This window comes from Corallococcus macrosporus, assembly GCF_017302985.1.
Lineage (GTDB): Bacteria > Myxococcota > Myxococcia > Myxococcales > Myxococcaceae > Corallococcus > Corallococcus macrosporus_A.
This window is the reverse complement of record NZ_JAFIMU010000007.1, coordinates 332,208-345,089: the sequence shown is the minus strand read 5'-3', so window position 1 is coordinate 345,089 and position 12,882 is coordinate 332,208. Positions and strand designations below refer to the sequence as shown.

13 protein-coding genes are annotated in these 12,882 nt (G+C 71.7%); 11 read left to right on the top strand and 2 right to left on the bottom strand.

Going from position 1 to position 12,882, the window contains the following annotated elements; genetic code table 11:
* Positions 1 to 13: 13 nt before the first annotated feature.
* Together JYK02_RS13730 and JYK02_RS13725 are read right to left on the bottom strand one after the other, a co-directional pair.
* A complete protein-coding gene (locus tag JYK02_RS13730; RefSeq protein ID WP_207051376.1) occupies positions 14 to 769 on the bottom strand; it encodes a DUF5953 family protein in 756 nt (251 codons plus the stop codon).
* The gene (locus JYK02_RS13725) at positions 766 to 1,680 is read right to left on the bottom strand and encodes a DUF6310 domain-containing protein (protein WP_207051375.1); all 915 of its coding nucleotides are present in this window, start codon (positions 1,678 to 1,680) and stop codon (positions 766 to 768) included. The genes JYK02_RS13730 and JYK02_RS13725 overlap by 4 nt, the downstream gene beginning before the upstream one ends.
* 223 nt (positions 1,681 to 1,903) lie before the next feature.
* On the opposite strand from JYK02_RS13725, the gene JYK02_RS13720 reads away from it, so the two are divergent.
* The 11 genes from JYK02_RS13720 (at position 1,904) to JYK02_RS13670 (ending at position 12,828) form a co-directional block, all read left to right on the top strand.
* Positions 1,904 to 3,037 carry a UTP--glucose-1-phosphate uridylyltransferase gene (locus JYK02_RS13720; RefSeq protein ID WP_207051374.1) on the top strand — a complete coding sequence of 378 codons (1,134 nt, stop codon included), beginning with the start codon at positions 1,904 to 1,906 and terminating at the stop codon, positions 3,035 to 3,037.
* A gap of 27 nt (positions 3,038 to 3,064) precedes the next feature.
* Positions 3,065 to 4,444 (top strand): hypothetical protein, encoded by a 1,380-nt coding sequence (locus JYK02_RS13715; RefSeq protein ID WP_207051373.1) that lies wholly within the window; start codon positions 3,065 to 3,067, stop codon positions 4,442 to 4,444.
* Positions 4,445 to 4,569: 125 nt separating this feature from the next.
* A complete protein-coding gene (locus JYK02_RS13710; RefSeq protein ID WP_207051372.1) occupies positions 4,570 to 4,920 on the top strand; it encodes a hypothetical protein in 351 nt (116 codons plus the stop codon).
* 60 nt (positions 4,921 to 4,980) lie between these two features.
* Complete coding sequence (locus JYK02_RS13705) at positions 4,981 to 5,952, top strand: metallophosphoesterase (protein WP_207051371.1); 972 nt, start codon at positions 4,981 to 4,983, stop codon at positions 5,950 to 5,952.
* A gap of 151 nt (positions 5,953 to 6,103) precedes the next feature.
* A complete protein-coding gene (locus JYK02_RS13700; protein WP_242588734.1) occupies positions 6,104 to 6,247 on the top strand; it encodes a hypothetical protein in 144 nt (47 codons plus the stop codon).
* 136 nt (positions 6,248 to 6,383) lie between these two features.
* Positions 6,384 to 8,315 (top strand): TonB-dependent receptor plug domain-containing protein, encoded by a 1,932-nt coding sequence (locus JYK02_RS13695; RefSeq protein ID WP_207051369.1) that lies wholly within the window; start codon positions 6,384 to 6,386, stop codon positions 8,313 to 8,315.
* Positions 8,316 to 8,344: 29 nt separating this feature from the next.
* Positions 8,345 to 9,001: an HmuY family protein gene (locus JYK02_RS13690; RefSeq protein ID WP_207051368.1), complete on the top strand. Its 657-nt coding sequence runs from the start codon at positions 8,345 to 8,347 to the stop codon at positions 8,999 to 9,001.
* A complete protein-coding gene (locus JYK02_RS13685) occupies positions 9,001 to 10,083 on the top strand; it encodes a hemin-degrading factor (protein ID WP_207051367.1) in 1,083 nt (360 codons plus the stop codon). Before JYK02_RS13690 ends, JYK02_RS13685 begins: the two co-directional genes overlap by 1 nt.
* Positions 10,080 to 10,946: a heme/hemin ABC transporter substrate-binding protein gene (locus JYK02_RS13680; RefSeq protein WP_207051366.1), complete on the top strand. Its 867-nt coding sequence runs from the start codon at positions 10,080 to 10,082 to the stop codon at positions 10,944 to 10,946. The genes JYK02_RS13685 and JYK02_RS13680 overlap by 4 nt, the downstream gene beginning before the upstream one ends.
* Positions 10,943 to 12,028 (top strand): FecCD family ABC transporter permease, encoded by a 1,086-nt coding sequence (locus JYK02_RS13675; protein WP_207051365.1) that lies wholly within the window; start codon positions 10,943 to 10,945, stop codon positions 12,026 to 12,028. The genes JYK02_RS13680 and JYK02_RS13675 overlap by 4 nt, the downstream gene beginning before the upstream one ends.
* On the top strand, positions 12,025 to 12,828 hold the full coding sequence (locus JYK02_RS13670) for a heme ABC transporter ATP-binding protein (protein WP_207051364.1): 804 nt from the start codon (positions 12,025 to 12,027) through the stop codon (positions 12,826 to 12,828). Before JYK02_RS13675 ends, JYK02_RS13670 begins: the two co-directional genes overlap by 4 nt.
* Positions 12,829 to 12,882: the final 54 nt, after the last annotated feature.

Below are 12,882 nucleotides of genomic sequence, written 5' to 3'. Positions count from 1 at the left end.
GCTGCGCGGGAGGTCAAGGCGCCGCGCGTCCGCCGATCTCCGGGAAGCGCTCATAGGCGCGCAGGAGCGCGTCCAGGTGGGCGGGGTTGTCGTAATCGAGCGGCGCATCCGTGAGCTGCACGATCCACCCACCTGACGGCGTACGCCGTGCCCTTGTAAGCAACTCGGCGTCGCGAGCAGGATCCGGGAATCCGATGACCTGCGCTGCGGCGGCGGACCAATAGTTCAGCCACGCAAGGAACCAGGGGGTCGCAGGCGCGGAGAGCTTCTCTGGACGGATGAGCATGGGAAGCCCACGGGGTGAACGCTCTGGTCCATGAGGCGAACGGCGAAACTGCTGCGCGACCTCCGAGCCGTAACCGTACGGTGACGCGTGTCCCCAGTACGCACGCGCGCCCTCGGCCACGGCTTCAAGCATCGCCGCCGCTGCCGCGATCACGGGGGCGTCCGATGGCGTTTCCGCATGCACTTCAAGCCGTGCCTGACCGCCCGGGCTGAGGCGTCCCGACACCCCCATCCCAAAAACCGTCACGGGGTAGCTCTCGTCCCCGTTGCACAGAAGAGGGAACTTCCCGTCCCGCGTCATTTTCGCGAGCCACGCGTCGCGATTCGGCAATGCGATGGGGTGCCCGCCTTCGGAGACTCGCCACGCCAGGCGCAAACCGGGGAGTGCCTTTTCCATCCCATGGATGACGTCGAGCGCGCGGGCGTCTTCCTCCACGAGTGCAGGCGCGTGGACGATAAGGGTGAGTGCCTCAGGCGTGGTCATCGTTTGCACCCCGTTACGACAATCTCCAGGGAGGGATCCGCTTCGAGCAGCGCGACCTTATGCGCCTGGGTGCTCACACCAATCACGTAGCCATATCCGCAGGCCATCGCCGCGTCTTGCTCCTTTTTGATCTGCTCCATTTCCTTCTTGATTTCCCGCCTCTGGATGAAGGCAGAGTACGTGTCGAAGCGGTGGGTCTTGATCTCCCACAGCACATGCGCGCCGACCTGTAGCGCATCGAAGCGCACGCCGCCCACGAGCACGTCCATGCCTGGGTAACGGTTGGGCGGAGCCTTGTCGGCGCACTTGTTATGCGCGTCGTCCTCGCCCGCATGGGGGACTGGAACGGGCTCGCAACTGGCGCGTCCCGTCCGGCCCACGGGTACGGGCGGCAACGGGGGCTTCCTGTTCTGCCCCGCTGGCTCCGGCTTCAGGCCAGGCTCGTGTTGCGCTTCCACTTCTCGGGACGACACCTTTGTTCCTCGTGAGGTCCCTGCCTCCTCGGGGTATGCATGTCGAAGCTCATACGCGTCCAGCTCTTCCTTGATGGCGACGGCGACCACCACCACGCCCAGGACGATGACAGCTCCCACGGCAATCTCAGGAGCCGCCAGCACACAGAGCCCGACTCCCAGGGCCCCCGCGCCCGCGGAGGCGACCGCGCATCTTCCCTCCGTGTCGTGGAACTCGAGCCGGTCATGGTCGAGGCTCGGATAGCACTGCTCCATCAGCACGGGCCACGGCTGGGACGCTTCGCGGACAACGCACCGTCCCTCGTCCGTCCAGGGCAGCTTCGCGGCCCGCTGGAGGTTGGCGAGTCTCGGGCTCCGCGTGCCGGAATGCGGCGCCGACGTCGCGCAGGCCGAGAGGACACACAGGAGCAGGAGGGTGCTGCAGGTCCGGAAACGCATGGCGACAGCCCCGCAGCGAAGGTGGGTGCTTCGGTCCCTCGGCTCCGGAGCATATCGGAGTGGACGCACTTCCAGCTGACCCGGGCGAGGGGCATCCAGCCACGCTCGGAGGGAGCGGCCACCGCCCGGCCGTGAGGTTGCCCGACAGGAGCGGAGGCGCCGCCAGCAGCCCCCGTCCCCGGGGACGATGGCTCCGGCCGAAAGGCACTCCATCTTGGCCTGTGTGAATACCCAGACCCTGGACGAAGAGCTGGATGACCCGAGGCTCCAGCACGACGGCTTCGACGCGGCCCGCTTCCGGATGCTGCTCGCCCGCTATCAGCGCGGCGAGCTGAGCGAGTCACGGCCGATCGAAGGCGTACTCCATCCGCTGCGCTCGGGTGACATCCGTCCGCTCCCGGCCGAGGGCACGCCGGAATACGACGCGTACCGGGCCCGGGGCGAGGAGGCCTTCCGCCAGGGCCAGGTGGCGGCGCTCGTGGTCGCGGGAGGCGCGGGGACGCGCTTCGGCGGCAGCGTGAAGGGGCTGGTCTCCGTCATGGCGGGGCTCACCTTCCTGGACTTCAAGCTGGAGGAGGCGCGGCGCTGGGGCAGGCAGATGGGCCGGCCGGTGCCCATGGCGGTGATGACGTCCTTCCTCACGCACGACGCCATCGCCGCGCACCTGGGCTCGCGCGGGCAGATGGACGACGTGCTGCTCTTCCGTCAGGCGATGCTGCCGAGGCTCACCCCGAAGGGCGACCTGTTCCGTGAATCGGACGGCCGGCTGTCCTTCGCACCCTCCGGTCACGGCGACGTCTTTCGCGCCCTGCGCGAGAGCGGCGTGGGCGCGCGGCTCCAGCAGCGCGGCGTGCGCTTTGTGTACTTCTCCAACGTGGACAACCTGGCGGCCTCGCTGGACCCCGCCGTCATCGGGATGCACCTGACACTGGGTTGCGACATGACGGTGGAGGTGACGCCCAGGGCCAATCCCAGCGGAGCGCTGGACGCGGGCGCCGCGCCGGTGCGCCTGGGGGGACAGCTTCAACTGGTGGAGAAGGTGGACCCCTCGGCGCACCCCTTCATCTCCACGAACAACATCACCTTCTCGCTGGAGGCGATGCTGGGCCGGGAGTTGCCCATCCCGTACCGGGTGGTGTCCAAGAAGGTGGACGGGCAACCGGTGCTCCAGTTCGAGCAGGTGACGGCGGAGGCCAGCAGCCTCACGGGGCCGGACGGGAAGCCGCTCCTGTCGGTGGCCTTCGTGGAGGTGGGCCGCATGGACCCCATGACCAGCCGCTTCGAGCCGGTGAAGGCCCCCGACGACCTGCCCCGCGTGGCGAGGCGGCTCCAGCAGCGCCTGGGCGCCCTGCATTAGGCGGGAAGATTCGCTAGAAGCGCGGTCGTGCTTCCGGCGACTCCTTCTTCCCGGCGCGACCTCGCGGCCTCGTCCCTCGCGCCCTGGCTGCTGTGCCTGGGATTGTTCTGCGTCTACACCGCGAGCCAGGTGCAGATGCAGACGGACTCGCTGTGGTCCATCCCGTCCGCGGCCAGCATCCTGCACGAGGGCAACGCGGACCTGGACGAGTACGCGCCGTCGTTCACGCAGGCGACCGCGTACGCGCGAGGCGTCTACGGCGGCCACGTCTATTACGAGTACCCGCCCGGGGTGATGGTCTCCGCGCTCCCGTTCCTGGCGGGCGCGGAGGCGCTGTTCTCGCTGGGCCGGCCACTGCTCGCGCACCTGGGCACGCCCGGGGCTCGGGCGCTGGAGTGGCTGGAGTTGTTCCGGAGCACGGGCAAGGTGGACCTGGGCTCCTTCCACCGCACCGAGCAGCTCATCGCTTCGTTCTACGTGTGCGCCGCCGCGGGCGTGCTGTTCGTCGCGCTGCGACGGCGCGTGTCCGCCCGCGCGGCGCTCGTCACCGTGCTGCTCTTCGGGCTGGGGACGACCGCGTACTCCACCGCCAGCCGCGTCCTCTGGCAGCACGGTCCCGGGCTGCTGGCCATCGCCTGTGTCGTCCTGATGCTGGCGCGGCCCGCGCAGACGTCGCGCACGGCGTTCGTCGCGGGGCTCGCGGTCGCGCTCGCGTACGTGTGCCGGCCCACGCACTCGCTCACGGTGGTGGTCGTCACCGCGTACTTCCTCCTGCGCTTCCGGCGGCTGCTGCCCGCGTACTTCGCGGGCGCGGCGCTCGTGGCGCTGCCGTTCTGCGGCTACAACCTGCACCTCTACGGCTCGCTGTTGTCGCCGTACTACGTGCACCCGCTGGACGTCGCGGGGCCGCGCTTCCTGATGGCGCTCGCGGCGAACCTGGTGAGCCCGTCGCGCGGGTTGATCCTCTACTCGCCGTTCCTGGGGCTGGCCGGGGTGGGCTTCGTCCAGCGATGGCGCCGCCGGGAGCTTGAACCGTACGAGAAGGCCTTCGCCGTCATCGTGCTCCTGCATTGGGTGGCCATCTCCGCGTTCCCCATCTGGTGGGCGGGGCACTCCGTGGGGCCGCGCTTCTTCACGGACGTGCTGCCGTACCTGGTCTTCTTCCTCGCGTTCCCCGTGCAGCTCGCGCTGGACGCGCCCCGCCAGCACCGCGTGCTCTCAGGCGTGCTCGCGGTGACGGCCGCGTTCAGCCTCTTCTTCCACTGGCGCGCCTCCACCTCCTACGACGTGCACTTCTGGAACTCCGTCCCGGTGGACGTGGACAGCGCGCCGGAGCGCGTCTGGGACTGGAAGGATCCGCAGTTCCTGCGCGCCATCCCGGCCCGCTTCCGGGGCAACGCCCAGTAGGGCAGGGGCTCCATCGCCTGCCTGCCTCCCAGGACGCGTCAGCCTCCGGCCCGCCGAGGGTCTTGGCGCGCGCCTGGGGCGCCTCCAACTTTCCTCCGGACCTTTCTGCTTCAAGGAGGCGGTGCATGGCGAAGGCAAAGAGCAAGCTGCCGCGCGCGCTGGGCTGGTTCAGCGTGGGCCTGGGCATCACGGAGCTGCTGGGAGCGTGGAACCTGCTCCGGTTCTTCGGAATCTCGCGCGGGGACAAGCTGGTGCGCGGCTACGGCGCGCGGGAGCTGGCCGCGGGCGTGGCCCTGCTGAGCCCGGCGAAGAAGCGCCCGTGGCTGTGGGCGCGCGTGGCCGGTGACGCGCTGGACCTGGCGACGATGGGCAAGGGCCTGAAGGAGCCCGGCGTGCGCAAGGGCCGTCTCCTCGCCGCCACGGGCGCCGTCGCCGGCATCACGCTGCTGGACATCTACGCCGCCGCCAGGGCGTAGCCCGGACGGGACGTGCGCTAGGCTTTCCGCCTTCGTCGAACCGCGAAGGAAGGAAGCCCCGTGCGTCCCGTTCTCCTGTCCCTGCTGCTCCTGCCCGCGCTCGCGGGTGCCGCCGCTCCGAAGCCGGAGGAGCCCTTCGTCTTCCAGGGCGTGGAGCGCATCGTCGCCGTCGCGGACGTGCATGGCGACGTGGACGCGCTGAAGGAGGTGCTGCGGCTCGCGGGCCTCATCGACGCGAAGGACCGCTGGATTGGTGGCAAGGCGCACCTGGTGCAGACCGGTGACCTGCCGGACCGGGGCGACCGCACCCGCGACGCCTTCGAGCTGCTCATGCGCCTGGAGACCGAGGCGCGCAAGGCGGGCGGCCGCGTGCACCCGCTGCTGGGCAACCACGAGCTGATGAACATGCGCGGCGACCTGCGCTACGTCACGCCCGGCGAGCTTGCCTCCTTCGCGGATCAATCCCCTACAGCGGACGGTCCGGGTGAGCCGAAGGGGCGGCACGGCCACGCCGCCGCCTACGCCGCGGACGGGCGCTACGGGAAGTGGCTGCGCACGCACCCCGCCGTCATCCGCATCAACGACACGCTCTTCCTCCACGGCGGCCTGGCCCCCACCGTCCCGGGCACCACGCTGGACGAGGTGAACCGTTGGGTGTGGCAGGACCTGACGCCCGGGCAGCCGCCGGGCGGCGGCGTGGATCCGCAGGGCCCGGTGTGGTTCCGCGGCTATGCCATCGATGACGAGGCGAAGTGGGACGCGGGCCTCACGCAGGTGCTGGAGCGCTTCGGCGCCCGCCGCATGGTGATGGGCCACACGCCGTCGCAGGACGGCCGGCTCTCCGTCCGCTTCGGGGGCCGCGTCATCGTCATCGACACGGGCCTCAGCACCCACTACGGCCGCCACCTGGCCGCGCTGGAGCTGCGCGGCGACCGCGCCACCGCGCTCTATCCCGAAGGCCGCGTGCCGCTGCTCCCCGTGCCCAAGGCCGCGCCCGCCCCGCGCCCCGAAGCGAAGACGGGCACGAAGTAGACGGTCCGCCCCTGGACACTCCCTCGGGGTGTTCACCGGAAGTCTTTTGACTTTGATACTCAGTATCAATATCGTCTGGCCCCATCGAACGCAGGGAGCCGCGATGCACGAGGGATGCGGACCGCAGGGAAGTGCCGGGGAGCTGCGCTGCATGTGCGGCAGCCTGCTGGCGCGGCTGGTGCCGGGCGGGGTGGAGCTGAAGTGCCGCCGGTGTCACCGGACGCAGGTGGTGCCGCTGGAGTCCGCGTTGGCGGAGCCACGGCGGGGCGGTGTGCCCCGGGGTGAGCGCGGCTGAGAGTGCTTTGAAGGAACGGGTCCCCCGCGTGGGACCGGTGCAGTGCGTTTCCTGAGGCCCGAGGCCCCCGAGCCCAGCGCCCGACAGGCTTCCCGTGAGCGGAAGCCCCCCGGCTTGCGTGCCGGGAGGACCTGGGATGTCCGGGCGTTGGTGGCTGTGCGCGCTGCTGTGGAGTGCCCTGTCCGGCCAGGCCCGGGCGGAGGACGTGCCGTCCATGGACGGAGGCGTGGACGAACCCGCCGCGCTCCAGACGGTGGTGACGGGCTCGCGCACGCAGGAGCGTCTGCGCGAGACGCCGGTGGCCACGGAGGTCATCACCCGTTCGGAGATTGTCGCCAGCGGAGCGCGCGACGCCTCGGAGCTGCTCTCCACGCGTCCTGGCCTCGTGGTGCAGCAGGGCTTCGCGGGCGCCGGGCTGTCGATGCAGGGGCTGGCCCCGGAGTACGTGCTGGTGCTCGTGGACGGCGAGCGCGTCACCGGCAAGGTGGACGGCAACATCGACGTGTCGCGCCTGTCGCTGGAGGACATCGAGCAGGTCGAAATCGTGAAGGGCCCCGCGTCCGTGCTCTACGGCAGCGACGCGATGGCGGGCGTGGTGAACTTCATCACCCGCCGGGCACAGCGCACCCTGGGCGCGGACCTGCGCGCCGCCTACGGCACGCTCCACCGTCTGGACCTGGACGCCACGGGGGAGACGCGCGGCGACGCCTGGGGGCTGCGCATGAGCGCCGGGCTCCAGCGGCGCTCCGCCTACGACCTGGACGTCTCGGACATCGGCACCACGGGCAGCACGCTGAACGGCTACGACCTGTCCGCGCGCGGTGACTGGCGGGGCACGGGCGCGATGTCGCTGGAGGGCGCCGCGTCCTATTCACACCGCGTCCAACGCGGCGTGGACCTGGGCGGCGCGGGCGCGGTGTTCGACCGCGCCAGCCGGGACCACAGCTTCTCCTCGCGCCTGTCTCCGTCCTGGCGCCTGGGCGACACGGCGACGCTGCGCGCGGACGCCTCCTACGCGCACTTCGACCGGCGCTACCTGCGAGACCAGCGCAACGCCTCCGCGCTGGACACCGTGGAGGACACGCGCGACCAGCAGGCCCGCGTGGGCGCGCAGGTGGACGCGCGGCCCGGCGCCGGACACGCGCTGGTGGCGGGCACCGAGTACCTGGGCGAGTGGCTGCGCTCGGACCGTCTGGACGGTGGCGGCGGCCGGCGCGGGCGAGGTTCCGTGTACGCGCAGGACAGCTGGACGCTGGCGGAAGGGCCCGGGCTGGTGCTGGTGCCGGGCGGACGGCTGGACGTGGACTCGCAGTTCGGGCTCGCGGCCACGCCGCGCGTGGCGCTGAAGGTGGACCCCGTGTCGTGGCTCACCGTGCGAGGCAGCTACGGCTGGGGCTACCGCGCGCCGAGCTTCCAGGACCTGCTCATCGACTTCGAGAACCCGTCCGTCGGCTACACCGTGCGAGGCAACCCGGACCTGAAGCCCGAGCGCTCGCGCAGCTTCAGCGTCAACGTGGAGGCCCGGCCCACGGGGGACACCGTGCTGTGGGCCGGCGCGTTCCAGCACGCGCTGCGCGACATGATTGCCGCGTCGCTCCAGTCCGAGGGCGACTTCCTGCGCTACTCGTACATCAACATCGCGCGGGCCCGCGTGCGCGGCGGCGAGCTGGGCCTGCGCCAGTCCCTGCCCGGACGCGTGCACGTGGAGCTGGGCTACGCGCTCACCGACGGCACCGACCAGGAGCTGGACCGCGCGCTGGAAGGTCAGGCGCGGCACCGGCTCACCGCGCAGGCCACGTGGCGCCACCGCGCGTGGGGCCTGGAGGCCAACGTGCGCGGCGCGCTCACGGGCGAGCGCCCCTTCTACCCGGATACCAACGGAGACGGTGTGGCGGATTCCTACCGTGCCAGCCCCACCGTCTCCCTGGACGCCCGTGTCGCCTGGCTCATGCCAGCGGGCGGGCTCCAGCTTTTCGTTGTGGGCAGCAACCTCACCGGTGCGGGCAATCCGAAGGATCTGCCCATTCCGCCCCGCACCCTCCAGGCCGGTGTCTCCACCCGGTTCTGATTTCCACCCCGCACCCTGAAGGAGTCCGCATGTTCCCCATTCCCTTCCGTCCCGGTTTCCTGGGCCGCGCCTGCGCGGCGCTGCTCCTCGCCGGCCTGGGCACCGCGTGCGGTGACGACCTCCAGCCCACGCCGGGGCCCGAGGACGACGACCCCCTCGTCACGCCGCAGGACGGCGCGAACCTGAAGCACCAGGACAACGGCGACGGCTCCTTCACCTCCGTCGTGGACGCGACCGACGGCGCGCTGTGGGTGGCCGTGGATCTGGACTCCGGCAAGCAGGTGAGCGCGGCGGACGACGCGCTCTGGGACCTGTCCTTCCAGCGCTACACGGTGAAGACGCGCGGAGGTGTCAGCGGCACGGGCGGCGTGCAGGTGGCCATCGTGCCGGGCACGTCCTTCGCGGCGCTCACCCAGGCCCCGGCGTCCGGCTACCTGACGGACGCGGCGGACGGCCCCGACACCGGCGACAGCCCGGACACGGTCTTCAACGCGGGGGACGGCTGGTACAGCTACGACCTCCAGTCCCACACGCTCATGCCGCGCGCGCAGCTCTACGTCGTGCGCTCGGATGCGGGGACGTACTTCAAGGTACAGATGCAATCCTATTACGACACCGCGGGCACGCCCGCGATGGTGAAGCTGCTCTGGGCGAAGGTGGCCGCGCCGGCCGGGGGGCAGCCGTGATGAACCGCTCGGAGGAGGTGGCGAGCCCGCACGCCGTGCTGAGGGAGCGCTGGGTGGCCCTGCGCGAAGCCCAGCCGCGCATGCGCATCCGCGACGCAGCGGAGCAATTGGGCGTGAGCGAGGCGGAGCTGCTCGCCACCGGCCTGAACGGCGAGCTGGTGCGGCTGGAGCCGCGCTTCGACGTGCTGTTGCCCCGGCTGGAGTCGCTGGGCCGGGTGATGGCGCTCACGCGCAACGCGTCCGCCGTGCACGAGAAGAAGGGCGTCTACGGCAAGGTGGAGTTGCACGGCGCGCGGGCGCTGGTGCTGGACGAGGACATCGACCTGCGCCTGTTCCTGTCGCGCTGGTGCTTCGTGTTCGCGCTGCGCGAGGACCTCGCCGGCCAGGTGCGCCGCAGCTTCCAGGTCTTCGACGCGGCGGGCACGGCGGTGCACAAGATCTACCTCCAGGACGACGCGAACGTCGCCGCCTTCGAGGGCTTGGTGCGCGAGCTCCAGCACGAGGACCAGGGCCACGTGCTGGGCGTGATGCCGGTGTCGCCCCCCGCCAGCCCCCGGCCGGACGCGGAGATCGACGTGCAGGGGCTCAAGGCCGGCTGGCGAGCGCTCCAGGACACGCACGAGTTCTTCGCGCTGCTGGGCCGGTTCAAGGCGGCGCGCACGCAGGCGCTGAGGCTCGCGGGGACGGAGTTCGCGAAGCCGGTGGCGCCGGACGCGCTGGGCTGGACGCTGGAGCGAGCCGCGGCGACGGAGCTGCCCCTCATGGTGTTCGTGGGCAACCCGGGGGCCATCCAGATCCACACCGGCCCGGTGCGCACGGTGCGGCCCATGGGGCCGTGGGTGAACGTGATGGACCCGGGCTTCAACCTCCACGTCCGAGCGGACCACGTCCACACGGCGTGGGTGGTGCGCAAGCCCACGCGCGACGGCGACGTCACCTCGCTGGAGCTGTTCGACCGGGCGGGGGAGAACATCGCGCTGCTGTTCGGCAAGCGGAAGCCGGGCGAGCTGGAGTCCCCCGCGTGGCGGGCGTTGATGGAGGAACTGGCCCGGACGCTGCCCGCGGTGGAGGTGGCGTCATGAAGCACACGGCTTCGAGGTGGGGCCTGCTCACGGCGCTGTTCGCGCTGGCGGCGCAAGCGGCGCCTCCGGCGCCGAAGCTCATCACCATTGGTCCGGCCATCACGCAGACGGTGTTCGCGCTGGGCGCGGGCGACCGGGTGGTGGGCGTGGACGACTCCAGCGGGGCGCTGCCGGAGGCGTCGAAGGTGCGCACGGTGGGCTACCAGCGCGCGCTGTCCGCGGAAGGAGTGCTGTCGCTGGGCGCGGGTGTGCTGCTGGGTTCCGCGGAGGCGGGGCCTCCGGCCGTGCTGGCGCAGTTGAAGCAGGCGGGCATGACGGTGGAGACGTACGCCAACGAGCCCACGGTGGAGTCCGCGCGCTCGCGCATCCAGGGCATCGCGGAGCGGCTGGGCATGCCGGAGCAGGGCCGGGCGCTGGTGGCGAAGCTGGACGCGGACCTGGCGAAGGCAACCACCCGCGCGGCGCGAGTGAAGGGCACGAAGCCGCCGCGCATCCTCGCCATCTACGCGAGGGGCGCGGGCGCGATGATGGTGGCGGGCGCCGGCACCGTGGCGGACACGCTCATCCGCCTGACGGGCGGGGTGAACGCGGCGGAGTCCCTGCAGGGCTACAAGCCACTGGGCGCGGAGGCCGTGGTGGCGGCGGCGCCGGAGTTCGTGCTGCTGCCCGCGGGCTCGGTGGCGACGGTGGGCGGCGCGGAGGGGTTGGCGAAGCTGCCCGGCCTGTCGCAGGTGAAGGGCTGGAAGCTCGTCACGGTGGAGGACGTGGACTTCATGGGGCTGGGGCCCGCCCTGGGCCTGGCGGTCGCCCGGGTGCAGGACGCGGTGGCGCCGGCGCCGGCCGGGAAGGGCGGCGGCAAATGAGCGCGTCGGAGGCCATGCCCGTCCCCGCGTCGCGTCCGGTGCCCGCGAGGCTGCCGGGCGCGGGGCCCTGGGTGACGCTGGGATTGCTGTTGGGGTTGATGGTCCTGGTGTCGCTGGCGGTGGGCTCGATGACGGTGCCACCGTCCGCCATCCTGGGGAGCCTCTGGGAGGCGTTGGGCTTGGGCGAGGCCTCCCACCGGCTGGACTCCACGCAGCGCGCGGTGCTGCTCACCCTCCGCCTGCCCAGGGTGCTGATGGGCGTGATGGTGGGCGCGGTGCTGGCGACCACGGGCGCCGCGCTCCAGGCCCTGTTCCGCAATCCGCTGGTGGAGCCCGGCCTGCTGGGCACCTCCAGCGGGGCGGCGCTGGGAGCGGTGCTGGCCATCGTGCTGGACGTGACGCTGGCCGCGAGCGTGGGACCGCTCCGGATGCTGGTGGTGCCGGGAGCGGCGTTCGTGGGCGCGCTGGGAGCGACCCTGCTGGCGCTGCGGCTGGGCACGGGAGGAGGGCGCACGGACACGCCGCGAGTGCTGCTGGCGGGTGTGGCGGTGAGCGCGGGAGCGTTCGCGGGAATGGGCCTGCTCACGCACAGCGCGACGGACGCGCAGCTGCGCTCCATCACGTTCTGGAGCCTGGGCAGCCTGGGCGGTGCGTCGTGGGAAGCGGCAGGCGCCGCGGCGTTGCCGCTGAGCGTGACGCTGGGATTGCTCCTGAGCGAAGCACGAGCACTCAACCTGATGCTCCTGGGCGAGCGTGAGGCATGGCACCTGGGCGTGGACGTGGAGCGGCTCAAGCGCAAGCTCATCCTCGCCGCCGCGCTGGGAGTGGGGGCAGCGGTAGCCTTCTGCGGCATCATCGGCTTCGTGGGCCTGCTGGTGCCGGCGCTGCTGAGAATCGCGCTGGGTCCTGATCATCGGAGGCTGCTGACCGCCTCCGCGCTGTCAGGAGCCTCGCTACTCCTCGCATCGGACCTGCTAGCCCGCACCCTGGCCGCTCCATCCGAGCTGCCCGTAGGAGCGCTCACGTCGGTGCTGGGAGTGCCCGCCTTCATCGCGCTGCTCGCGCGCAAGAGCGCGGCATGAGCCTGGAGGCGCGCGGCATCGAGGTATGGCGGGGACGGGGCCGGGTGGCCGGTCCCCTGTCGCTGGAGGTGCACCCCGGCGAGGTGCTCGCCGTGGTGGGGCCCAATGGCGCGGGCAAGTCATCCATGCTCGCGGCGCTGTCGGGCGAGCTGCGCTGCAAGTCCGGCGACGTGCTCCTGGAGGGCCGCCCGCTGCGCCAGTGGCCCTACGTGGAGCGCGCACAACGGCTGGGGGTGCTGCCGCAGGAGTCCTCCCTGGGCTTCGGCTTCACCGCGTTGGAAGTCGCGGTCCTGGGGCGCAGCCCGCACGCCCGCAGGCGCGGCGAACAGTCCGACCTGGAGATTGCCCGGGCCGCGCTGGACGCCACCGACACGCAGCACCTGGCCTCACGCGCGTACACCACGCTCTCCGGCGGAGAACGCCAGCGCGTGCAACTGGCTCGAGTGCTGGCCCAGCTCTGGACGCCGCCCGCGCAGGGCCACCGCTACCTGCTCCTGGATGAGCCGACGGCGAGCCTGGACCTGTCCCACCAGCACCTGGTGCTGGAGCGCGCCCGGGCCTTCGCTCGGGAAGGAGGCGCGGTGCTCGCGGTGCTGCACGACCTGAACCTGGCCGCGCGGTACGCGGACCGCCTCGCCGTGCTGGACCAGGGCCGGTGCGTGGAGACGGGCACGCCTTCCCATGTGCTCACGCCCGGCCTCATCGCGAGCACCTTCGGGTTGCAGGTGGAGGTGCTGGCGCGACCGGACCTGCCCGGGCCGCTGGTGATTCCGCTGGGCCGCGCACCCGCGCCGCCCTGACGCACCGGTTTCCTTCCGGCGAGGAGGGGGTCCACGCGCGCGAACGCCCCTCCA

Excerpts from the sequence above, each read along its gene's own strand:
- JYK02_RS13690 (WP_207051368.1), top strand. The coding sequence starts at position 8,345 with ATGTTCCCCATTCCCTTCCGTCCCGGTTTCCTGGGCCGCGCCTGCGCG.
- JYK02_RS13710 (WP_207051372.1), top strand. The coding sequence starts at position 4,570 with ATGGCGAAGGCAAAGAGCAAGCTGCCGCGCGCGCTGGGCTGGTTCAGC.
- JYK02_RS13695 (WP_207051369.1), top strand. The coding sequence starts at position 6,384 with ATGTCCGGGCGTTGGTGGCTGTGCGCGCTGCTGTGGAGTGCCCTGTCC.
- JYK02_RS13725 (WP_207051375.1), bottom strand. The coding sequence starts at position 1,680 with ATGCGTTTCCGGACCTGCAGCACCCTCCTGCTCCTGTGTGTCCTCTCG.
- JYK02_RS13730 (WP_207051376.1), bottom strand. The coding sequence starts at position 769 with ATGACCACGCCTGAGGCACTCACCCTTATCGTCCACGCGCCTGCACTC.
- JYK02_RS13700 (WP_242588734.1), top strand. The coding sequence starts at position 6,104 with ATGTGCGGCAGCCTGCTGGCGCGGCTGGTGCCGGGCGGGGTGGAGCTG.
- JYK02_RS13670 (WP_207051364.1), top strand. The coding sequence starts at position 12,025 with ATGAGCCTGGAGGCGCGCGGCATCGAGGTATGGCGGGGACGGGGCCGG.
- JYK02_RS13680 (WP_207051366.1), top strand. The coding sequence starts at position 10,080 with ATGAAGCACACGGCTTCGAGGTGGGGCCTGCTCACGGCGCTGTTCGCG.
- JYK02_RS13675 (WP_207051365.1), top strand. The coding sequence starts at position 10,943 with ATGAGCGCGTCGGAGGCCATGCCCGTCCCCGCGTCGCGTCCGGTGCCC.
- JYK02_RS13685 (WP_207051367.1), top strand. The coding sequence starts at position 9,001 with ATGAACCGCTCGGAGGAGGTGGCGAGCCCGCACGCCGTGCTGAGGGAG.